Raw genomic sequence first — 21,444 nt, 5'->3', positions numbered from 1 at the left:
TATGCGAGCGACTACATATTTATTCAGTACGATGTGCGTCGTCGCGCGACGGACGGCTTAACCGTTTCGTAGCACACGATGCACTACACTGGCTGACGTATTTCGAAGGTGCGACCCCAAGCGTCAACGTCGACGGCAGACGCCGGCATGATGATGGCGCCGTCGCGCAGGAGTGGAGAAGCATGTCGATGCATGGATTGAAGAAGTTCGCCGCCGCGCTCGCCGGCGCGGCGCTGCTGTTCGGCGCCGCCGCCTGCGGCACGAGCGACGACACCGGCGACGCGAACGCGGCGAAGCAGGGCGCCTTCGATGTCGCGAGCGTCAAGAAGGACGACGCGATTGCGGCGATGGTGCCCAAATCGATCGCCGACAGCGGCAAGCTCACCGTCGGCATGGAGCTGTCCTACGCCCCGGCCGAGTTCCTCGCCGACGACGGCAAGACGCCTCAGGGCTACGACGTCGACCTCGCGAAGGCGCTCGGACGCGTCTTCGGCCTCGACACGGAGATCGTCTCGTCGACCTTCGATTCGATCGTGCCGTCCGTGGGCGCCAAGTACGACCTCGGCATCACGGCGATGACGATCACGCAGGAGCGCATGGACGCCGTCGATTTCGTCAGCTACTACCAGGCCGGGTCGAGCTGGGCCGTCAAGAAGGGCAACCCCGAGAACGTCAACACCGACGATCTGTGCGGCATGAAGATCGCCGTCCAGGTGGGCACGACGCAGGAGGAAGAGGCCAACGAGATCAAGGAGCAGTGCAAGGCCGACGGCAAGAAGGCCGTCGAGGTGCTGCCGAGCAAGCTGCAGACCGACGCGGCGACCGCCGTCGTCACCGGCAAGGCCGACGTGTTCTACGCCGACTCGCCGGTCGCCGGATACGCGATCTCGCAGACCGGCGACCAGCTCGAGGAGCTGGGCAGCGCCGAAGGCGTCGTCAAGCAGGGCATCGCGATCAAGAAGGGCGACACCGAACTCGCGAAGGCCGTGCAGGCCGGCATGCAGCATCTGATGGATGACGGCGACTACATGAAGATCCTCAAGGCCTGGGGCGTCGAGAACGGCGCGATCGACAAGGCCGAGATCGACCCGACCGACCTCGACTGAGACCCGGGGACGCAACGCAACAGCTAAGGAGAGACCATGCCGCATCATGTGGAACCGGACGGGGAGGGGCTGCCGATCCCGAACCGCATCTCAGCGAAGCCGGTCAGGCGCACAGGCTCGATCGTGGCCGCGGTCATCGTGGCGATCCTCGCCGCGATGCTCGTCAAGGGCCTCATCACGAACCCGCGCTTCGAATGGAACATCGTCTGGAAGTACCTGTTCAACGAACGCGTGCTCGAAGGCGTCGGCTACACGCTGCTGCTCACCGTGATCTCGATGGTCGTCGCGATCATCCTCGCCGTGGTCCTGGCGATCATGCGCAAGTCGGTCAACCCGGTGCTGCGCGGCGTCAGCTGGTTCTACATCTGGTTCTTCCGCGGCACGCCGGTCTACACGCAGCTCGTGTTCTGGGGCCTGTTCGCCGTGCTCATCCCGAAGCTGTCGATCGGCATCCCGCTGACCTCGGTCGAGTTCTGGAGCGTCGACTCGCAGACCGTCATCACGGCGTTCAACGCCGCCTGGATAGGCCTGGCACTCAACGAGGCCGCCTACCTCGCCGAGATCGTGCGAGCCGGCCTCGAAGCCGTCGACCCGGGGCAGGCCGAGGCCGCGCAGGCGCTCGGCATGAAACGCTCGATGATCATGCGCCGCGTCATCCTGCCGCAGGCGATGCGCATCATCATCCCGCCGACCGGCAACGAGACGATCGGCATGCTCAAGACGACGTCGCTCGTGCTCGCCGTCCCGTTCACGCTCGAACTGCAGTACGCGACGAACGCGATCGCGAACCGCATCTACAAGCCGATCCCGCTGCTGCTCGTGGCGAGCATCTGGTACCTGTTCATCACGTCGATCCTCATGGTCATCCAGTCGATGCTCGAGAAGCACTTCGGCAAGGGCTTCGAGGCGCGCCCGGTCGGCACGAAGGGCAAGCAGCCGCCGCTGCCGGGCAAGACCGAAGGAGAGCCGAAGGACGACGTCGACAAGACGAACGAGGCGGCGTTCCTCGGGTACAACGCCTAGCGCATGACGCATGGCCGCCATCGGCGGCCGTCCACGTGGAAGGATGTGACGGACAGATGAGTGACGAGAACAAGGACCTCGCGAATCAGGACACGGCGGCCGAGCGGCAGGCCGAGAGGCCGGGGCAGCCGGCCGTCGAGGCCAAGCAGGTGCACAAGGCCTTCGGCGACCTGCACGTGCTCAAAGGCGTCGACATGAAGGTCATGCCCGGCACGGTGACGGTGATCCTCGGCCCCTCGGGGTCGGGCAAGTCGACGTTCCTGCGCCTGATCAACCAGCTTGAGACGCTCACCGGCGGCCAGATCGACGTCAACGGCGAGATGATCGGCTACAAGCGGCTGCCGGACGGCGCGCTGCAGACGCTCAACGACAAGGAGGTCTCCGCCCAGCGCGCCAAGCTCGGCATGGTGTTCCAGAAGTTCAACCTCTTCCCGCACATGACGGCGCTCGAGAACGTCATGGAGGCGCCGGTGCACGTCAAGAGGACGCCGAAGGCGCAGGCGCGCGAACTCGCCGTCAAGGAGCTCACGCGCGTGGGGCTGGGCGACCGCCTCGACTACTATCCCTCGCAGCTGTCCGGCGGCCAGCAGCAGCGCGTCGCGATCGCGCGCGCTCTCGCGATGAAGCCCGAGATCATGCTCTTCGACGAGCCGACCTCGGCGCTCGACCCGGAGCTCGTCGGCGAGGTGCTCGGCGTCATGCGCCAGCTCGCCGACGAGGGCATGACGATGATCGTCGTCACCCATGAGATCGGCTTCGCGAAGGAGGTCGCCGACCAGGTCGTGTTCATGGACGGCGGCGTCGTCGTCGAATCCGGCGGCCCCGGGATCATCGACGATCCGAAGGAGCCGCGGTTCAGGGACTTCCTGCAGCACGTGCTGTGAACGGCCGGCGGCCGTCGCCCTCGGCGGCGGCCGCCCCGCGTATCGCGCGCCCGCACCGGACGTTGCGATACGCCGATGTGGACGGATTGTGACGGGGGCGGCGTTTTCGCTGCGGACGCATGCATTTGCGGCGTGCGTCCGTTATGCTGTTGCCTATGTGTGGAATCGTAGGTTATGCAGGTAATGTGAACTTCCCGTCGATGCGGCCGCTCGAGGTGTGCCTTCAGGGGCTCGAGCGCCTTGAGTACCGGGGCTATGATTCGGCCGGCGTGGCGTTGACTGCACCGGGCATGGAGCGCGTGGCCGTGCGCAAGAAGGCGGGGCGGCTGTCCAATCTCGTCGACGACATCGAGGCCGATCCGCTGCCGGAGGCGACGGTCGCGATCGGGCACACGCGTTGGGCGACGAACGGCGTGCCGAACGACGTCAACGCGCATCCGCACGCGAGCCGCGACGGCAAGGTCGCGATCATCCACAACGGCATCATCGAGAACGCCTCGCAGCTGCGGCTCGACCTGCAGGCCGAGGGCTACCGTTTCGCGTCGAGCACCGACACCGAGGTGGCCGCCAAGCTCCTGGGTAAGATCGTCGACAACGTCATCGCCGAGACCGGAGGGCCGGACCTGTTCGAGGCGATGCGGCGTCTGGGGCGCATGCTCGAGGGCGCGTTCACGATCCTGGCGGTCGATTGCCGCCAGCCGGGAGTCGTCGTCGGCGCGCGCCATGATTCGCCGCTCGTCGTCGGGCTCGGCGAGGGGGAGAACTTCCTGGGGTCGGATGTGGCCGCGTTCGTCGCGTACACGAGGACGGCGATGGAGATCGACCAGGACCAGGCCGTCATGATCTCGGCCGACGGCGTGGCCGTGACCGATTTCGACGGCAACGCGGTGTCGGACCCGGCCGTCTACCGGATCGACTGGGACGCGTCGGCGGCCGAGAAGGGCGGCTGGGACTCGTTCATGGACAAGGAGATCCACGAGGAGCCGGCGGCCGTGCAGCGCACGTTGTTCGGCCGCCTCGACGACGAGGGCAGCATCAACCTCGATGAGGTGCGCATCGACGAGCACGACTTCAAGGCGATCGACAAGATCATCGTCATCGGTTGCGGCACGGCGAGCTATGCGGGCATGGTCGCCAAGTACGCGATCGAGCATTGGGTGCGCATCCCGGTCGAGGTCGAGCTGGCGCACGAGTTCCGCTACCGCGACCCGATCCTGACTCCGCGCACGCTCGTCGTCGCGATCTCGCAGTCGGGCGAGACGATGGACACGCTCATGGCGCTGCGCCACGCGCGCGAGCAGGGCTCGAAGGTGCTCGCGATCTGCAACACGCAGGGCGCGAGCATCCCCAGGGAGGCCGACGCCGTGCTGTACACGCACGCCGGCCCCGAGGTGGCCGTCGCCTCGACGAAGGCGTTCGTCGCCCAGATCACGGCCGCCTACATCCTGGGCCTGTACCTCGCCCAGCTCAAGGGCACCGTCTTCCGCGACGAGATCCACCAGACGCTCGACTCGCTCAAGGCGATGCCGCAGAAGATCCAATGGGTGCTCGACACGCAGCCGCCGCGCGTCGCCCGGGCCGCCGAGCATCTCGCCGACGCCAACTCGTTCCTGTTCCTCGGACGCCATGTCGGCTATCCGGTGGCGCTCGAGGGCGCGTTGAAGCTCAAGGAGATCGCCTACACCTTCACCGAGGGCTTCGCCGCCGGCGAGCTCAAGCACGGCCCGATCGCGCTCGTCGACGAGGGCGAGCCGGTCGTCTTCATCGTGCCGCCGGCGCGCGGGCGCAACATCCTGCACTCGAAGGTCATCTCCGGTATCGAGGAGGTCAAGGCACGCGGCGCGTTCATCATCGCCGTCGCCGAGGAGGGTGACAAGGACGTCGAACGCTACGCCGACATCATCTTCTGGCGTCCGCAGTGCCCGACGCTGATGAGCCCGCTCGTCGACGTCGTCCCGCTGCAGCTGCTCGCGATGGACATGGCCAAGCAGAAAGGCTACGACGTCGACAAGCCGCGCAACCTCGCCAAGTCGGTCACCGTCGAGTGAGCGCGCCGCATGCGCACCGCTGGGTCGTCGACGAGCCGGACATCCCCTTCGCGATGCCGGTGCTGTACGAGGACGCGGCGATCATCGTCGTCGACAAGCCGCATTTCCTCGCGACGATGCCGCGCGGCATGTGGTACCGGCAGACGGCGCTGATGAGGCTGCGCGAACGATACGACGACCCGCGGATCACGCCCGCCCATCGGCTCGACCGGGCCACGGCGGGCGTGCTCGTGTTCGTGCGCGACCCGGCGGCGCGCGGCGCCTACCAGACGATGTTCCAGGAGCGGCGCGTCGTGAAGACCTACGAATGCGCGGCGCCGCTGGCGATCCCCGCGCGTCCCGCCACCGGCACCGTGTCCAGGCTCGCGCCGCCGCGGCCGTTTCCGCTCGAACGGCGTTCGCGCATCGTCAAGACGCGGGGCGTGCTGCAGGCGCGCGAGACGCGTGGCGCCGTCAACGCCGAGACGCGCATCGAACGCGCGCAGCGCCTCGGACATGCGGCTGACGGCACGCCGATCGCCCGCTACGTGCTCACGCCGCGCACCGGCAAGACGCACCAGCTGCGCGTGCACATGAACGCGCTCGGCCTGCCGATCGTCGGCGACGACCTCTATCCGCGGGTCGAGGAGCGTGCCTGGGACGACTTCGGTCGTCCGCTCGAACTCGTCGCGCGCCGTCTGGAGTTCACCGACCCGCTGAACGGCCAGACGCGCGTCTTCACGTCGCGGGTGCCGCTGCCGCAAGGCTGACGGGGCGCCGCCCCCGCTTGTGCACGTAGCGCAAAACGCTCCGGCGGCTGCGCGGATTTGTTACAACGGTAGTGACGTAAGGAGCAGACATGGGATATCTAATCACGATGTGCGTCGTCGTGCTCGCCGCTTTCGCGGCGATCGCCTACGTGCTGGGACGCGACGACGGCGAACGGGAGGAACGGTACTTCGCCGTCGTTGACGCGGACAAGCAGGACGAGCTCTACCGCACGCCGATCATCTACGACGACGATTCGCGCAGCACCTGGCATCAGAAGGGCATCGTCAACCACATCGAGCCGAAGTCCGACGGCACCGCCGACGTGCGGATCCTGTGGTACAACGCCCATCCGAGCAAGACGAACCGCAAGACCGAGACCGGCGTGGACAAGCTCACCGTCCCCCAGCAGCGCATCAGGAAGCAGGGCGTCAAGGAAGGGGACATCGTGCGCATCGCCGTGCGCCCCGGCGAAGGCGTGAGCATCGACATGTGAGCGCGCGCCCGGCCCCGTCGGCCAGATGCACGGCTATATTGAAACGGTGGAGTTTTTTCGCATCCCCAAGGCCCGTGGCGCGCGCCGGCGGCTGACGCGCGCGCTCGCGGCGCTGCTCGCGCTCGCCGGCGCCGTGTCCGCGGCCGGCTGCGGACACGGCGACACGCGCACGCAGATCAGCGTGTGGTCGTGGGAGCCGAGCATGGCCGCGCTCATCCGGGATTTCGAGGCGGACAACCCGGACATCCATGTGACGCAGATCGGCACCGCCGACTACGCCAAGCTCAACGCCGCGATCCAGGACGGCTACGGCACGCCCGACGTCGTGCAGCTCGAGTACTTCGCGCTGCCGCAGTACGCGGTCAGCGGCCAGCTGCGCGACCTGACCGACCGCACGAAGGGGTACGCCGACTTCTACACGCCCGGCACGTGGGCGTCGGTGCAGCTGGCGGGACGCGTCTACGGCGTGCCGATGGATTCGGGTCCGATGGCCTTCTTCTACAACGAGGACGTGTTCCGTCAGGCCGGCGTCGACGCGACGGCGATCCGCAGCTGGGACGACTACCGCGAAGCCGCAGTGAAACTCAAGAAGATCGGCGTGTCGATCGCCGCCGACGCCGGCGACGCGAGCTTCTACAACGCGATGATCTGGCTCGCCGGCGGCACGCCCTACCATACGAGCGCGGACGGCAAGGACGTCTCGATCACGCTCGACACCGATGCCGGCACGCAGGCCTTCACCGAGTTCTGGCAGCAGATGATCGACGACGACCTCGTCGACACGACGCTCGTCACCTGGTCGGACCGTTGGAAGAGCGCGCTCGGATCGGGACAGGTCGCGTCGATCTTCGCGGGCGCGTGGATGCCGTCGCTGCTGCTCGCCGACGTGCCCGGCACGGCCGGCCTGTGGCGCGTCACGCAGATGCCGACGCGCGACGGCTCACCGACGAACGCCGAGAACGGCGGCTCCGCGCTCGGCGTGCTCAATTCGAGCCGCAAGCCCGACGCCGCGTTCCGCTTCATCGACTACGTATGCCACAGCCGCGCCGGCATTCGCACGCGCGTCGACGGCGGCTCGTTCCCCGCGGACAACGCGACACTCGACAGCGACGCGTTCCTCGACAAGACGACCGTCACCGACGCGCGCGGCATCGACGTGCCGTATTTCGGCGGCCAGAAGTTCAACCGCGTGCTCGCGGACGCCGCAAGCCGTGTGAGCACGCGCTTCAGCTACCTGCCCTTCGAGGTGTACGCGCGCGCCGACTTCCGTGCGACCGTCGGCACCGCGTACACGTGGGCGAACGAGGCGGAGCGCTACAACGACGCGATACGCCGGCTGCAGGAGGGCCTCATCGACGTCGAGGACCTGCCCGAGAAGCCGGGCGCGAAGGTCACGCTGCGCGACGGCATCGCGCTGTGGCAGTCCGACCTCAAGGAGTACGGCACCAACCAGGGCTTCACGATGCGCTGAGCGGCGCGGCTCACACGTTGCGGCGGTATATCGCGAGCATCCCCTTGAAGATGAGGTCGGGGTCGACGACGTCGATCATCGGCGTCTCGATGACGCGCGAGAGGCCGCCGGTGGCGATGACGCGGAACCCCTCGTCGATCTCGCGGCGGAACTGCGTGATGATCCGTTCGATGCCGCCGAGGAAATCGTAGTAGAGCCCCGCCTGGATCGCCGTCGTCGTGTTCTTCGCGAGGATCGTCGTCGGACGCGCGATCTGCACTTCCGGCAGCTGCGCCGTCGCCGAGGCGAGCGCCTCGCTGGCCGTGCGGATGCCGGTCGTCACGAGGCCGCAGGTGATCGTGCCGTGCGCGTCGACGTAGTTGTACGTCGTCGCCGTGCCCATGTCGATGACGAGGACGCGCCCGCCGTAGCATGCGTAGGCGCCCGCGCAGTCGGCGAGGCAGTCGGCGCCGAGCGAACGCGGGTCGTCGATGCGGATGTTCATGCCGGTCCTTATGCCCGGTCCGACGACGATCGGGTCGATACCGAGGAACTTGATGATGCTCGACGTGAACGAATGCATGACCTTCGGCACGACCGAGGCGATGATGACGTCCTCGACGTCCGCCGGCTTGAGCTTGTTGAGGGAGAGGAACTGCAGCAGCATCAGGCCGTATTCGTCCGACGTGCGGTTCGCCTTCGTCGTGATGCGGTAGGTGCCGATGATCCGTTCGTCGTCGTCGACGAATCCCATGACGATGTTCGTGTTGCCGATGTCGACAGCGATCAGCATGTGCGCTCCTTCGCTCGGTGGTGACGGCCGCGTCGGGCGCGGCAGATATGGACCCTCCTCTACAATAACGCGTGGTGGCCGACCCATGGCGGCGGCCAACCGCCCGACGCGGGCCGTACGCGGCCGTGTACGGGGAACCCTACCGATGATTGAGAAAGACCAGAAGATGACATCACCAGATGGTGCGCACGGCGAGACCGGCGCAACCGAGAACCAGCACAGCGACCAGCATCCGCGGCGGACGGACGCGGACACGGCGATGACGACCGACACGTCGCTCGCCGCGAAGTCGAAGAAGCCGGGCGGCCCTAGGAAGGCGGCGCCGTGGATCGGCGTCGTCCTCGTCGTCGCCGTCCTCATCGCCGTCATCCTCGGCGTGCGCGCAGCCGGCACGCAAGGCGCGGACACGGCCGACGGCGGCCCCGCGGACAGCGTCACGATCGGCCTCAAGCTCGCGCCGACGAACCTCGACATCCGCAACACGGCCGGCTCGAGCCTCGACCAGATCCTCATCGGCAACGTCTACGAGGGCCTTGTGGCGCGCGACAGCGAGAACAACGTCGTCCCGGCGCTCGCCGAAAGCTGGGAGGTGTCCGACGACGGCCTCAAGTACACGTTCCACCTGCGCGACGGCGTCACGTTCTCGAACGGCGACGCGCTGACGGCCGAGGACGTCGTCTGGTCGCTCGACGAACTCGTCGCGAAACAGTACCACGACGCCGACTCGCTCAAGAACCTCGAGACGGTCGGCGCGAGCGGCGACGACACCGTCGTCATCACATTGTCGCAGCCGTATTCGCAGCTGCTGTGGGCGCTCACCGGCCGCGCAGGGCTCGTCTTCGACAAGGACGCGAAGTACGTCGCGAAGACGCAGGCCGTCGGCTCCGGGCCGTACCTCGTCAAGGAGTTCAAGCCGAACACGATGATCACGCTCGAGGCGAACACGAAGTACTGGGGCGCCCAGCCGAAGACGCCGAACGTCGTCGTACGCTACTACGCCGACGACAACGCGGCCGTGAACGCGCTCAAGTCCGGCGAGGTGCAGGTGCTCTCGCCGATCGGCGCACAGCTGGCCGAGCCGTTCAGGAAGGACTCCGCCAAGTACGTCGTCGAGACCGGCGAAGGCACCGACAAGTACGTGCTCGGCATGAACAACGCCGCCGGCCGGCCGACGGCCGACAAGAAGGTGCGCCAGGCGATCCGCTACGCGATCGACCACGACCAGCTCATCGCGGCGCGCGGCGGCGTCGACAAGGCGCTCGGCGGCCCGATCCCGTCGCTCGACCCCGGCTACGAGGACCTGACGACGCTCTACCCGCACGACGCGGAAAAAGCGCAGGAGCTGCTCAAGGAGGCCGGCTACACGAAGGAGCATCCGCTCAGCCTCACGCTCACCTACTCGAACACCTACGGCAGCGAGATCGGCGACCAGCTGCGCTCGCAGCTCAAGGAGGTCGGCATCGACCTCAAGGTCAACGTCGTCGAGTTCTCGACATGGCTGCAGGACGTCTACACCGACAAGGACTACGACCTCTCGCTCGTCGACCACAACGAAAGCCACGACTTCACGCAGTGGTCGAACCCCGACTACTACTACGGCTACGACAACGAGGACGTCCGCAAGCTCACCGACGAGGCACTGCGCGCGACCGACGACGCGACGCGCGACGCGAAGCTCGCGCAGGCCGCCCGCATCGTCAGCGAGGACGCGGCCGCCGACTGGCTGCTCAACTACCGCATCACGACGGCGATGGACAAGGGCGTGACCGGCTTCCCGCTCAACATGAACCAGACGTATCTGCCGCTGTGGAACGTCGCCTACACGCCGGCGAAGTGACGCGGCCGTCCGATCCGATGACCGAAGGCTGAGGAGCCGCCGATGCTCAAGTACCTCGCACGCCGATGCGCGCTGTTTGCGCTCGCGCTGTTCGTCGTCTCCGTCGTCGTGTTCCTCGCGCTGCGTGTGCTGCCGGGCGATCTCGCGACGATCATGGCGGGACTCAACTCGCCGCCCGAACGCGTCGAGGCGCTGCGCGCCGAACTCGGCCTCGACCGTCCGCTCGCCGCCCAATACGGCGACTGGATCACCGGACTCATGCACGGCGACTTCGGCACGACGATGCTCACCGGGCAGCCGGTCGCATCCGTTGTCGGCTCGCGCGTGCAGATCACGTTCCCGCTCATCGTGCTGGGACTGCTGGTCGCGATCGCGCTCGGCGTGCCGCTCGGCTGCGCGTCGGTGATGGCGAAGTCGGCGCGCGCCCGCGGCCTGTACCAGGCGGTCGCGATCGTCGGCGGCGCCGTGCCTGCGCTGTGGGCGGGCCTCGTGCTCATCCTGCTGTTCGGACGCGGCGCCGGCCTGCTGCCGATCCTGCCGGCCTCGGGCTTCCCGCAGGCCGGCTGGGGCGATCCGTCTCAGGCCGTGCTCGCGCTTGTGCTGCCGGCGGTCACCGTCGGCGTCATCGTCGGCGCCTCGATCATGCGCTACACGCGCTCGGCGCTGCAGTCGGTCGCCTCGACCGGCGCGATCGAGATGGCGATGGCCTGCGGCATGACGCGGCGCCATGCGCTCACACACGTCGGGCTGCGGCTCGCGATGCCGCAGCTCGTCTCCGTCGTCGGACTCACCTTCGCCGAGATGATCACCGGCGTCATGGTCATCGAGAACCTGTTCGCGCTGCCAGGCATCGGCTCCGGGCTCGTCGACGACCTGACGCACCGCGACCTCATCGCCGTGCAGAGCGAACTGTTCATGCTCGCGGCCTTCTTCCTCGTCATCGGCCTGCTCGTCGACCTGACGCACCGCGCGCTCGACCCGAGATTGGGGGAGGACGATGAATAGACCCGATCAGCGACGCGTCCCCGAGGCGACCGCGCGCCTCGCCGCCGAACATGGCCCGCGCGGCAGGCTGCGGCGCGCCGGCGTCGTCGTCGCGTCGATGTGGGCGCATGGCGCCGGCCGCTTCGCGCTCGTCGCGCTCGGCTTGTGGATCCTCGTCTCGCTCGTCTCGCTCGTCTGGACGCCGCGTTCGCTGTGGGAGACGAACGGATACGACGTCTGGGCGGAGCCGTCCTCCGACCACTGGCTCGGCACCGACGGCGTAGGCGCCGACGTCTTCAGCTGGCTGATGGCCGGTTCGCGCACCGACCTCGTCATCGTCGTGCTCACCGTCCTCGTCGCGCTCGCGCTCGGGCTGCTGCTCGTCGCCGCGATGACGTCACGCGCCGCGGCGCTCGCGCACGGTTCGGTCGTGCTCATCGACGCGTTGATCTCGATCCCGACCGTGCTCATCGCGCTGATGCTCGCCGTGCCGCTCGGCGCGTCGGTCGCCGTCATCGTGCTCGCCTGCGGTTTCGGCTACGGGCTCAACCTCGCGCGCGTCGCACGCCCCTCGGCGATGCTCGCCGCGGGCAGCATGTACGTCGAGTCGGCGCGTGCGAACGGCGCAAGCGCGATGCGCGTCTTCGCCACGCACATCGTGCCTAACATCATGCCGACGCTCGTCGTGCAGTGCTCGCTGTCGGCGGGCACCGCCGTCCTCGCCGAGGCCGGGCTGACGTACCTCGGCGTCGGCGTGCCGTCGGGGGTGCCCAGCTGGGGGCATTCGCTGAGCACGTCGGTGCGCTTCATCAACATCTATCCGCTGACGGTGCTGTGGCCGGGTCTGCTCGTGACCGTCGTCGTCGTGGCGCTCAACCTCTTCGGCGACGCGCTGCGCGAGGCCGCCGACCCACTCACCAACCCGAGATTGCGAGGTGACGATGGGCATCGTCGTCGATGATCTGCAGGTGGCGATCGGTGCGCGGCCGATCCTGCACGGCGTGCATCTCGAGGTGCGCGACGGGCAGCGCGTGGGGCTCGTCGGGCCTTCGGGCTCGGGCAAGTCGATGATCTCGCGCGCGATCATGGGACTGCTGCCGCCGACGGCCGGTTGCGCCGGATCGATCGAACTGAACGGCCGTCAGCTCGTCGGGCTGCCGGACGCCGGGATGGCGGCGCTGCGTGGCGCCGCCGTCGGCATGGTCTTCCAGAACCCGGGCACCGCGCTCAACCCGCTGCTCACCGTCGGCCGGCAGATCGCGCTGCCGCTCGAGCTGCATTACGAGCTGACGGCCGACGAACGCGAAGGGCGCGTGCGTGCGATGATGCGCAAGGTCGGACTGCCCGACGAGCTGTACGGCAGGCGCCCGCACGAGCTGTCCGGCGGCCAGCAGCAGCGCGTCGGCATCGCGACGGCGCTCATCACGTCGCCGCGCCTGATCATCGCCGATGAGCCGACGACGGCGCTCGATTCGATGACGCAGCGGCAGATCGTCGACCTGCTCGTCTCGCTCGTCGACGAGGCCGGCGCGGCGCTGCTGTTCATCACGCACGATTTCTCGGTGCTCGCGCGCGCCACGCGCTACTGCTACGTGCTCGACGCCGGACGGATCGTCGAACAGGGGCGCACGGCGGCGCTGCTCGAGGCGCCGCATACGCCGCAGGCGCGCACGCTCGTCGAGGCGGCGCGCCGCTTGACGCTGCACGTCGGCGCCCCGGATGTGGCCGCCGGGGAACGCATCGAGGTCGAGGGGACGACGGCCGACAGGACGACGGAAGCGAGGGAGCGGCGATGAGCGGGACGGACGCAACGGCCGTGGCGGACGTGGGCGGCGCGACGACGCTGCTCGACGGCGTCGACATCCATAAGGGCTTCGGCAGGGGCAGGCGGCGGCATGAGGTGCTCCACGGCTGCTCGATCCGGGTGCACGAGGGCGAATGCGTCGCCGTCATCGGCGGTTCGGGCTCGGGCAAGTCGACGCTGACGCGGATCCTGCTCGGCCTCGAGACGCCCGACTCGGGCGTCGTGCGCTTCGGCGGCGAGCCGATCGCGTCGCCGGAAGGGCTGCGCCGGCTGCGGCACGCCTCGGGCGTCGTCTACCAGGACCCCTTCGCGTCGCTCGATCCCAGATGGACGGCCTACGAATCGGTGAGCGAACCGTTGCGGCTGCGCCGGACGCGGCATCAGCGGACGGACGGGGAGGAGCTCGTCGCGCGGGTGTGCGATGCGCTGCGTCTGATGGCGCTCGACCCGCATGAGTTCCTTGACCGTTATCCGATTGACATGTCCGGCGGTCAGGCGCAGCGCGTCGCGATCGCGCGCGCGATCGTCACCGGGCCGCGGCTGTTGCTCGCCGACGAGGCGATGAGCGCGATCGACGTCGCCGCGCGCCTGCAGATCCTCGACGCCTTCGCCTCCGTGCGCGCGCACGACCCGCGCGTGGGGATGCTGCTCGTCTCGCACGACCTCGGCGTCGTGCAGTCGATCGCCGACACGATCGTCGTGCTCCACGACGGCGTCGTCGTCGAGCGGGGGAGCGCCGCCGCCGTCCTCGACGACCCGCAGGCCCCGTACACGCGCGAGCTCGTCGCCGCGGCGACGCTGTGAGCGGCCGCCCCATGGGCGGTGGTGTTCAGTATACGGACAGCGTATTTTTTGATTGTCGGCGCGACGCTATATTCTTGCAACCATGATCAATCGCTCATGTTGTTGTTGTCGCTGACCGACGCCTCTGGCGCGCGGATATCGACGCATAACTTGAGACAGCAGGATCATTCATCGGCGCGATTCGGTGCCAATATCTGATGATTCATCTGCGAACCCCAATGATTCCAAAACTTCTCGGCCTTCGTCGACATGGTTTCGGCGTCGGGGGATTCGCTGGGTCTGTGGGATCTCTTAACGAAAAACTGTGCGTAATACGATTCCAATGCGAGCTTGTGGCGTCATGAACACCGCCGGACGAATAGGGAAATTCATTCCGACGGAGAGCGCAAACAGACCACAAACCAGAAATCGAACGCCGAAGGAACCATCATGCTGCAGGAAACCATCGCCGAGAACATCGGAGACACCCCGATCGTCAAGCTTCACCACGTCACCGACGGCGTGCGCGCCACGATCGCCGTCAAGGTCGAATACTTCAACCCGGGCGGCTCGTCGAAGGACCGCATCGCCGAACGCATCATCGACGCCGCCGAGCGCGACGGCGGACTCAAACCCGGCGGCGTCATCGTCGAGCCCACCTCCGGCAACACCGGCGTCGGGCTCGCGCTCGTCGCCCAGCAGCGTGGCTACCGCGCGATCTTCGTGCTGCCGGACAAGGTCAGCGAGACGAAGCGCGCCGTGCTGCGCGCCTACGGCGCCGAGGTCGTTGTGACGCCGACCGACGTCGCCCCCGACGACCCGCGCTCCTACTACCGCGTCTCCGACCGCCTCGCGCAGCAGATCCCGGGCGCGTTCAAGCCGAACCAGTACTTCAACCCGGCGGGCCCGCGCAGCCATTACGAGACGACCGGCCCGGAGATCTGGGAGCAGACCGACCATCAGGTCACGCATTTCGTGGCCGGCATCGGCACCGGCGGCACGATCTCCGGCACCGGCAACTACCTCAAGGACGCCTCCGACGGCGCCGTCACCGTCATCGGCGCCGATCCGGAAGGCTCGATCTACTCGAATCCGGACGACATCCACGGCTACGACATCGAAGGCGTCGGGGAGGACTTCATGCCCGGCGCCTACGACCAGCGCATCGCCGACGAGATCGTGCGCATCACCGACGCCGAGGCGTTCCTGATGACGCGGCGCCTCGCCTCCGAGGAGGGGCTGCTCGTCGGCGGGTCGAGCGGCATGGCCGTCGCGGCCGCCGTCAAATACGCGAAGGCGCACGACCTCGACGAGACGCAGACCGTCGTCGTGCTGCTTCCCGACTCCGGCCGCGGCTACCTCGAGAAGATCTTCGACGACGCATGGATGATCGACCACGGCTACGCGGACGTCGTCGCCGCGACGGCGCGCCCGTCGATCGTCGACGAGGCGCTGCTGCAAGCCTGAACGCAGGACGGAACGACAAGGGGAGGACGACGTATGAAGCACGACACGACACGCACGACGACCCGGACGGCCGGCGGCACGACCTTCATCATCCACCACGCGCCGCTGCGCGCCCACGGCCACGGCAGCGTCACAAGCTACATCGCGCGGCCTCGCCGTACATGAGGGCGCGCATGGACGACCACGCGGACATGCATCACCACGAACCCACCAATCGCAGAACACCAAAGGAGCGACAGCAACCATGAGCGACTTCGACGTCAACGAAACCACGACCTACGGCATCGCGACGCGCGGCATCCACGCCGGGCAGGAACCGGATCCGACCACCGGCGCCGTCTCCACACCGATCTACATGACATCCACGTTCAAGCAGGACGGCGTCGGCGGCCTGCGCCACGGCTACGACTACAGCCGCTCGGTCAACCCGACGCGCGACTCCTTCACCGAGCAGCTCGCCGCCGTCGAAGGCGCGAAGCACGCGATCGCGTTCTCCTCCGGACTCGCCGCGATCGACGTGCTGCTGCGTTCGACGCTCAGACCGGGCGACGCGATCCTCATCGGCAACGACGTCTACGGCGGCACCTACCGCCTGCTCGCGAAAGTCTTCGTGCCGTGGGGCGTCGAACTCGACGTCGTCGACATCACCGACCCGGCCGCCGTCAACACGGCGCTCGCGCGCAAGCCGTACCGCTACATCTGGGTGGAGACGCCGTCGAACCCGCTGCTGGGCATCACCGACATCGCATTGACGGCGGCGCTCGCGCACGAGCACGGCACGCGCGTCGTCGTCGACAACACCTTCGCGTCGCCGGTCCTGCAGCATCCGCTCGCCGACGGCGCCGACGCCGTCGTCTATTCGACGACGAAGTACATCGGCGGCCATTCGGACGTCGTCGGCGGCGCCGTCGCCACGAACGACGACGAGCTCGCGCAGCGGGTCGCGTTCCTGCAGAACGCGGCCGGCGCCGTGCCGTCGCCCTTCGATTCGTGGCTCGACATCCGCGGGCTCAAGACGCTCGACCTGCGCGTGCGCAAGCACAGCGAGAACGCGATGACGATCGCGCACTGGCTCGAAGGGCACACCGGTGTGGAACGTGTCTGGTATCCGGGGCTCGAATCGCATCCGGGCCATGAGATCGCCGAGCGGCAGATGCACGGCGGCTTCGGCGGCATGATCTCGGTCGAGGTCGCGGGCGGCAAGGAGGCGGCGGAGCGCTTCGCCGCATCGACGCGGCTGTTCACGCTCGCCGAATCGCTTGGCGGCGTCGAATCGCTCATCGAGGTGCCGGCCGCGATGACGCACATGTCCGTCGCGGGCACCGCGCTCGAAGTGCCCGCGAACCTTGTGCGCCTGTCCGTCGGCATCGAGGACGTCGACGACCTCATCGGCGACCTCGAAGGCGCCTTCGCCGCGCTCGGTGACTAGGCTCCACGGGAGGTTTCACGGACGGGGCGGCGTTGATGGGGCCTTATGAGGCCCGGCACTCGCCGGCGTGCACCTGACGCGCCGCCCCGGCCCGGAAACCCATACGGGCCGCCCGGTCCGGCGCTCAGTCCTCGAAGTCGGCGATCGCCTGCATGAAGCGCTCGCCGTATTTGCCAAGCTTCGACGCGCCGACGCCGCTGACCTCGAGGAACTCGTCGTCGGTGTGCGGGCGGCGCGCCGCCATGTCGCGCAGGGAGCGGTCCGAGAACACGATGTACGGAGGCTTGCCGATCTCGCGCGCGATGTCGCGGCGCAGTCCACGCAGACGCTCGAACAGCGCCTCGTCGGTGCCGCCGTGGCCGCCGCCGAAGGTCGTCGGTTCCACGGCCGGGATCGACGGGCATGGGGAGGAGGCCGGCTTCGGACGCGTGATGCTCTTCATCTCGTAGTGGAACGCCGGGTCGATCGTCTCGGCCGCGCGTGCGCCGAACATGACGATCGGCAGCCGTCCCTCGGTGATCGTCAGGAATCCGTCCGAGACCATCTGGTTGAGCACGTCGCGCACCGTCGACTGCGGCACGTCGGCGAGCGCGCCGAAGGTCGGCGCATGGTCGAGTCCGCGCTCGAGCACGTCCTTCGCCTGCGAGCCTCGCAGCACGGCGACGATCTTGCCGCTGCCGTACGTCTGCCCCAGATCGTGCACGCATCGGCTGATCGTGCGCGCGATGCGCGAGACGTCGGTCGTCGAGAACGTGCTGTCGCAGTTCACGCAGCCGCCGACGCAATGCGCGCCGGAGGACGCGTCGCCGTCCTCGCCGAAGTAGCGCGTCATATAGCGGTGCAGGCATGCGGTCGTGCGGCAGTAGCCGACCATCGCGTCGAGCAGGTGCCGTTTCCACCGGCGCACCTGCTCCTGCTCGTCCTCGGTGAGGCGTTCGTTGGCGCCGCCGTTGTCGAGCAGCCTGCGGCGCGTGACGATGTCCGACTCGTTCCACAGCAACGTGCAGCGGCTCGGTTCGCCGTCGCGTCCGGCGCGCCCCGCCTCCTGGTAGTAGGCCTCGATGCTCTCCGGCATGTTGTGGTGGATGACGTAGCGCACGTTCGACTTGTCGATGCCCATGCCGAACGCATTCGTCGCGACGACGAGCGGCACCGCGTCGGTCACGAAGTCGCGTTGCGCGCGCTCGCGCTGCGCCGGCGGAAGACCTGCGTGGTAGGCGACGGCGATCGGGGAGGAGGGCGGCGTCGTGCCGGCGCCGGATGCGGCGCGCAGCTGCGGGACGAGCGCGTTGATCGTATCGGCGAGCTCCTCGGTCTGCTTCCTCGTCGCGCAGTAGATGATGCCGGATTCGTCGGCGTGCCCGGCCACGTAGCGCGCGATCCAGTTCGCCTTGTCCCGCGTGCCGAGCTTGAGGACGTCGAAGTACAGGTTCGTGCGGTCGAAGCCGGTGACGACGACCTCAGGGTCGCGCAGGCGGAGCATCTGGATGATGTCGCGGCGCACGCGTTCGGTGGCCGTCGCCGTGAATGCGGCGAGCGTCGGGCGGTCGGGCAGCGCGTCGATGAAGTCGCCGATGCCGAGATACGACGAACGGAAGTCCTGACCCCATTGGGACACGCAGTGCGCCTCGTCGACGGCGACGAGCGCGATGTCCGCATGGGTCGCGAAGTTCACGAAGCGCTGCGTCTCCAGTCGTTCCGGCGCCACGTACAGCAGGCGGACGCGGCCGGAGTTCGCGGCGGCGAACACGTCCTCCTGCTCGTCGATCGACTGCGAGCCGTTGATGAAGGCCGCCGGGATGCCGATCTCGTTCGCGCCGTCCACCTGGTCCTTCATCAATGAGATCAGCGGGGAGATGACGATCGTCAGACCGTGCAGCAACAGCGACGGGATCTGGTAGCACAGCGACTTGCCGGAGCCGGTCGGCATGACGCCGAGCACGTCGCGGCCCTCGAGGATGGCGTGGATGAGCGCGCCCTGGCCGGGGCGGAAATCCTCATAACCGAAGTATTGGCGCAATGTCTCGAGCGCCTGTGCGTCGAGCTTCTCCTGCGAAATCGTCATAACGCACCAGTGTAACCGCCGGGCGGTGTTTGGCCCAGATGCGCGCGTGTGGTTCGGCGCGCGGTGGGTTGGTGCGCGCCGCGTGCTGGCATGCATCTTAGTGCGCGTATGCGTGCGCGGCGTGGAGCGCTGCGGGGCTGGTTTGCGTCTCAGTGCGCGTATGCGTGCGTGGGATGGGATGCTGCGGGTTCGGTGAGTGACTCGGGTAGCGTGTGTGTGCGCCGTACAGGACGTTGCGGGATTGGTATGCGATCCGGGCAGCGTAGCTGTGCGCGGTCTGGGACGCTGGCGGGGTAATGACGTCCCAGACCGCGTATCTGTGCGCTATGCATGACGCTGCAGGGTGGCTGCGCGTCGCGGGGTGCGTATGTGTGCGCGGTCTGGGACGCTGTAGGGGCAGCATGCGTCGCGGATCGCGTATGCGTGCACTAGGCATGACGCTGCAGGGTGGCTGCGCGTCGCAGGGGACGTATGTGTGCGCGGTCTGGGACGCGGTGGGGTGTCTGAGTGCGTCCTGGATTGCGCATGTGTGCGCAAGTCGCGACGCGGCAACGCCTGTACGCGTCCTGGATGGCGTATGTGTGCGCGGTCTGGGACGCCGGACGATGCTCATATGCGGTCCGGAAGGTAGCGGTTATGCGATTTGGAGGGTAGGCCTTATGCAATTTGCATGGCAGCATCGGCAAAACCTTGCCGATGCTTGGTCTCGCCGCATCTCGTCAACGGGTCTGGAGCTCCTGCCAGCGGGAGCGCGTCATCCGATTGGCATGGCTGGTGCGCGTTTCATGCAGCAACGGCACCGGCACGTCCGGTATGACGCTTACGGGTTCGAAACCGATCTTCTGCTGGGCGCGTGCCGATTTCACGTTGCCGTCGTAGTACGCACACCAGATCGCCGTCAGGTCCAGATCCTCGAAGCCGTGTCGCAGCAGCTCACGGGCCGCTTCGGGAATGTAGCCGTTGCCCCAGAACGGTTCGCCGATCCAGAATCCCATTTCCGCCTGCGTCGTGTCGTCCGCCGGGAAGAGATCGGAGCCACCGGCGAGCTTGAGCGCGATTGCGCCGATCGCCGTGTCCGGATCTTCGACGAGCGTGATGGCATAGTCCTCCGGCCCGTTGAGCACGTTGCGGATCACGTCGAGGCTTTCCTCGACGTTTCGGTGGGGCGGCCATCCGGCGATCGGCCCGATGTTCGGGTTCTTCGCGTATTCATACAGCGCCGCCGCGTCCGATTCCTGCCACGGCCTGAGTGCGAGCCGTTCCGTCGTCAAGGTGTTCGTCGTATTCATCGGGTCCATCATGTCCGTCATGGCCCCAAACATAGCGCTTCGCCATGGCGAACGCCCTGCGAGGCGCCCCGGATGAGCCGACGAGCCCGCGAACGGGTTTCCCCGAACGCATCTCGGCTGAAGCGGAGCATTTTCTTCGCTCCCGGCGAGTACAAGGCCCCACATCGGCGATCCCGCGGCGCCGCTATCCGAGCCTACCGCAGAAAATGCTCCGCTTCAGCCGAAATGCAAGCAGGCATGCGGCAATCGCCGTCCCTACGAGCCCCTCATCTCCGCGCATCATCCTTGGCCCTCATCCTCGAGGCTGAGGGGGGCGCCTCAACGTCCCGAGGATTCATCCCGCAGCCCGATGGGAAGCCCCGCGCGCAGACCGTATTTTTGTAATCATCAAGCAACAAGGACGGCGCCGCAGGCGCCACGAATGAAAGGACAGGATGATGAGCTTCCTCAACATGATCTTCGGTTTCGACCACACGACAGCCGGCGTCCCGACGACGTCGATGAACTCGGCGGCCACTGTCTCCGTGATGAGCGAGATCGCGGAGCGCCAGGCGAAGTGACGGCCCGAACACATCGCATGACGCATACACCACGCAAGCGCATACACGGAGCACCCATGGAATCCCCAATCCCCGAAGGGCGCCGACGATGAAGCCGGCGCCCTTCTTTCGTATCTTCCCCGATGGCCGATCGCGGGAAGGAGGTCTTCTCCGAACCGCCCATGCGATTCCCCTCGCCGTGCAGCGTCGCCGTGCGCTTGCGGCCGACCTTGTAGGCGGCTTCTCCCCTCGCGCCGCTGATGCTCATGCCCGGCGGCCGCAAGCTCATGCGGAGCATTGCGAGGCTGCCGTCGAACATCGGCGGCAGCACGGTCGGGGCGATTAACGTGGCTAACAGTGGTCTGACGTTCTTCCGGCAGAACGTCGTCGCCGACATCAGGGCGCGCGTCCGATTGCCGCCTTCGGAGCCCTGCGTGGGACGGCCTGCAAGCTGGCTGCTCCATTCCGTGGTTCCGTTGCCGGTGGAACAGACGCGATAATGATGACTATGCCGTAGGGGGGATGTCATGTGAATCATCGTCATGCATCTTCGCAGGGGGGGGATGCTTATATGGCTCTTCCCTTTTTAGTGTGTAAGGATGTCTTTGATTCTTCCGGAGTGGATGAGGCTTCGTTGGCGGTAGTGTTCGAAGTTGTCGAATCCCATGGCGATGCCGCGCAGGGTCTCGAGGCGGCCGTT

Annotated in this window: 19 protein-coding genes; 16 read left to right on the top strand and 3 right to left on the bottom strand. The window is 67.4% G+C overall.

The window, feature by feature from the left end:
- The first annotated feature begins 182 nt into the window (after window positions 1–182).
- From D2E22_RS07820 to D2E22_RS07790, 7 genes are all read left to right on the top strand, one after another.
- Window positions 183–1,106, top strand: coding sequence for an ABC transporter substrate-binding protein (locus tag D2E22_RS07820; protein ID WP_126032545.1), 924 nt, complete (start codon window positions 183–185; stop codon window positions 1,104–1,106).
- 36 nt (window positions 1,107–1,142) lie between these two features.
- Window positions 1,143–2,129, top strand: a complete 987-nt coding sequence (locus tag D2E22_RS07815) for an amino acid ABC transporter permease (RefSeq protein WP_126032544.1) — start codon at window positions 1,143–1,145, stop codon at window positions 2,127–2,129.
- Between the two features lie 56 nt (window positions 2,130–2,185).
- Complete coding sequence (locus tag D2E22_RS07810) at window positions 2,186–3,013, top strand: amino acid ABC transporter ATP-binding protein (RefSeq protein WP_126032543.1); 828 nt, start codon at window positions 2,186–2,188, stop codon at window positions 3,011–3,013.
- Window positions 3,014–3,168: 155 nt separating this feature from the next.
- On the top strand, window positions 3,169–5,061 hold the full coding sequence (gene glmS / locus D2E22_RS07805; RefSeq protein WP_126032542.1) for a glutamine--fructose-6-phosphate transaminase (isomerizing): 1,893 nt from the start codon (window positions 3,169–3,171) through the stop codon (window positions 5,059–5,061).
- Window positions 5,062–5,114: 53 nt separating this feature from the next.
- Complete coding sequence (locus tag D2E22_RS07800) at window positions 5,115–5,810, top strand: pseudouridine synthase (protein WP_126032610.1); 696 nt, start codon at window positions 5,115–5,117, stop codon at window positions 5,808–5,810.
- An 89-nt stretch (window positions 5,811–5,899) separates the two neighbouring features.
- Window positions 5,900–6,304 (top strand): phosphonate C-P lyase system protein PhnG, encoded by a 405-nt coding sequence (locus D2E22_RS07795; protein ID WP_126032541.1) that lies wholly within the window; start codon window positions 5,900–5,902, stop codon window positions 6,302–6,304.
- A gap of 91 nt (window positions 6,305–6,395) precedes the next feature.
- Complete coding sequence (locus D2E22_RS07790) at window positions 6,396–7,775, top strand: ABC transporter substrate-binding protein (RefSeq protein ID WP_241218335.1); 1,380 nt, start codon at window positions 6,396–6,398, stop codon at window positions 7,773–7,775.
- Window positions 7,776–7,785: 10 nt separating this feature from the next.
- On the opposite strand, the gene D2E22_RS07785 is transcribed toward D2E22_RS07790, so the two are convergent.
- Entirely contained in the window at window positions 7,786–8,547 is a 762-nt protein-coding gene (locus D2E22_RS07785) for a type III pantothenate kinase (RefSeq protein ID WP_126032539.1), read from the bottom strand.
- Window positions 8,548–8,713: 166 nt separating this feature from the next.
- Between D2E22_RS07785 and D2E22_RS07780 the strand changes: the two genes are divergently transcribed.
- From D2E22_RS07780 to D2E22_RS07750, 8 genes are all read left to right on the top strand, one after another.
- On the top strand, window positions 8,714–10,384 hold the full coding sequence (locus tag D2E22_RS07780; protein ID WP_126032609.1) for an ABC transporter substrate-binding protein: 1,671 nt from the start codon (window positions 8,714–8,716) through the stop codon (window positions 10,382–10,384).
- A 42-nt stretch (window positions 10,385–10,426) separates the two neighbouring features.
- A complete protein-coding gene (locus D2E22_RS07775) occupies window positions 10,427–11,389 on the top strand; it encodes an ABC transporter permease (RefSeq protein ID WP_126032538.1) in 963 nt (320 codons plus the stop codon).
- A 97-nt stretch (window positions 11,390–11,486) separates the two neighbouring features.
- The gene (locus D2E22_RS07770) at window positions 11,487–12,329 is read left to right on the top strand and encodes an ABC transporter permease (protein ID WP_241218334.1); all 843 of its coding nucleotides are present in this window, start codon (window positions 11,487–11,489) and stop codon (window positions 12,327–12,329) included.
- Entirely contained in the window at window positions 12,310–13,164 is an 855-nt protein-coding gene (locus D2E22_RS07765; RefSeq protein WP_126032536.1) for an ABC transporter ATP-binding protein, read from the top strand. Before D2E22_RS07770 ends, D2E22_RS07765 begins: the two co-directional genes overlap by 20 nt.
- Window positions 13,161–13,976, top strand: coding sequence for an ABC transporter ATP-binding protein (locus D2E22_RS07760; RefSeq protein WP_126032535.1), 816 nt, complete (start codon window positions 13,161–13,163; stop codon window positions 13,974–13,976). Before D2E22_RS07765 ends, D2E22_RS07760 begins: the two co-directional genes overlap by 4 nt.
- A gap of 429 nt (window positions 13,977–14,405) precedes the next feature.
- Entirely contained in the window at window positions 14,406–15,422 is a 1,017-nt protein-coding gene (locus D2E22_RS07755) for a pyridoxal-phosphate dependent enzyme (protein WP_420897251.1), read from the top strand.
- 33 nt (window positions 15,423–15,455) lie between these two features.
- Window positions 15,456–15,587 carry a hypothetical protein gene (locus tag D2E22_RS10875; protein ID WP_277600016.1) on the top strand — a complete coding sequence of 44 codons (132 nt, stop codon included), beginning with the start codon at window positions 15,456–15,458 and terminating at the stop codon, window positions 15,585–15,587.
- Between the two features lie 79 nt (window positions 15,588–15,666).
- The gene (locus tag D2E22_RS07750) at window positions 15,667–16,851 is read left to right on the top strand and encodes a cystathionine gamma-synthase (protein ID WP_126032534.1); all 1,185 of its coding nucleotides are present in this window, start codon (window positions 15,667–15,669) and stop codon (window positions 16,849–16,851) included.
- Window positions 16,852–16,975: 124 nt separating this feature from the next.
- Here D2E22_RS07750 and D2E22_RS07745 read toward each other — a convergent pair whose 3' ends face one another.
- Complete coding sequence (locus D2E22_RS07745) at window positions 16,976–18,916, bottom strand: RecQ family ATP-dependent DNA helicase (protein ID WP_126032533.1); 1,941 nt, start codon at window positions 18,914–18,916, stop codon at window positions 16,976–16,978.
- A gap of 719 nt (window positions 18,917–19,635) precedes the next feature.
- A complete protein-coding gene (locus tag D2E22_RS07740) occupies window positions 19,636–20,226 on the bottom strand; it encodes a GNAT family N-acetyltransferase (RefSeq protein WP_241218325.1) in 591 nt (196 codons plus the stop codon).
- Window positions 20,227–20,639: 413 nt separating this feature from the next.
- On the opposite strand from D2E22_RS07740, the gene D2E22_RS10870 reads away from it, so the two are divergent.
- Window positions 20,640–20,765 carry a hypothetical protein gene (locus D2E22_RS10870; RefSeq protein ID WP_277600015.1) on the top strand — a complete coding sequence of 42 codons (126 nt, stop codon included), beginning with the start codon at window positions 20,640–20,642 and terminating at the stop codon, window positions 20,763–20,765.
- The last annotated feature ends 679 nt before the right edge of the window (window positions 20,766–21,444 follow it).

The organism is Bifidobacterium castoris, assembly GCF_003952025.1.
Classification (GTDB): Bacteria; Actinomycetota; Actinomycetes; order Actinomycetales; family Bifidobacteriaceae; genus Bifidobacterium; species Bifidobacterium castoris.
This window is presented reverse-complemented; position numbering and strand designations above follow the sequence as displayed.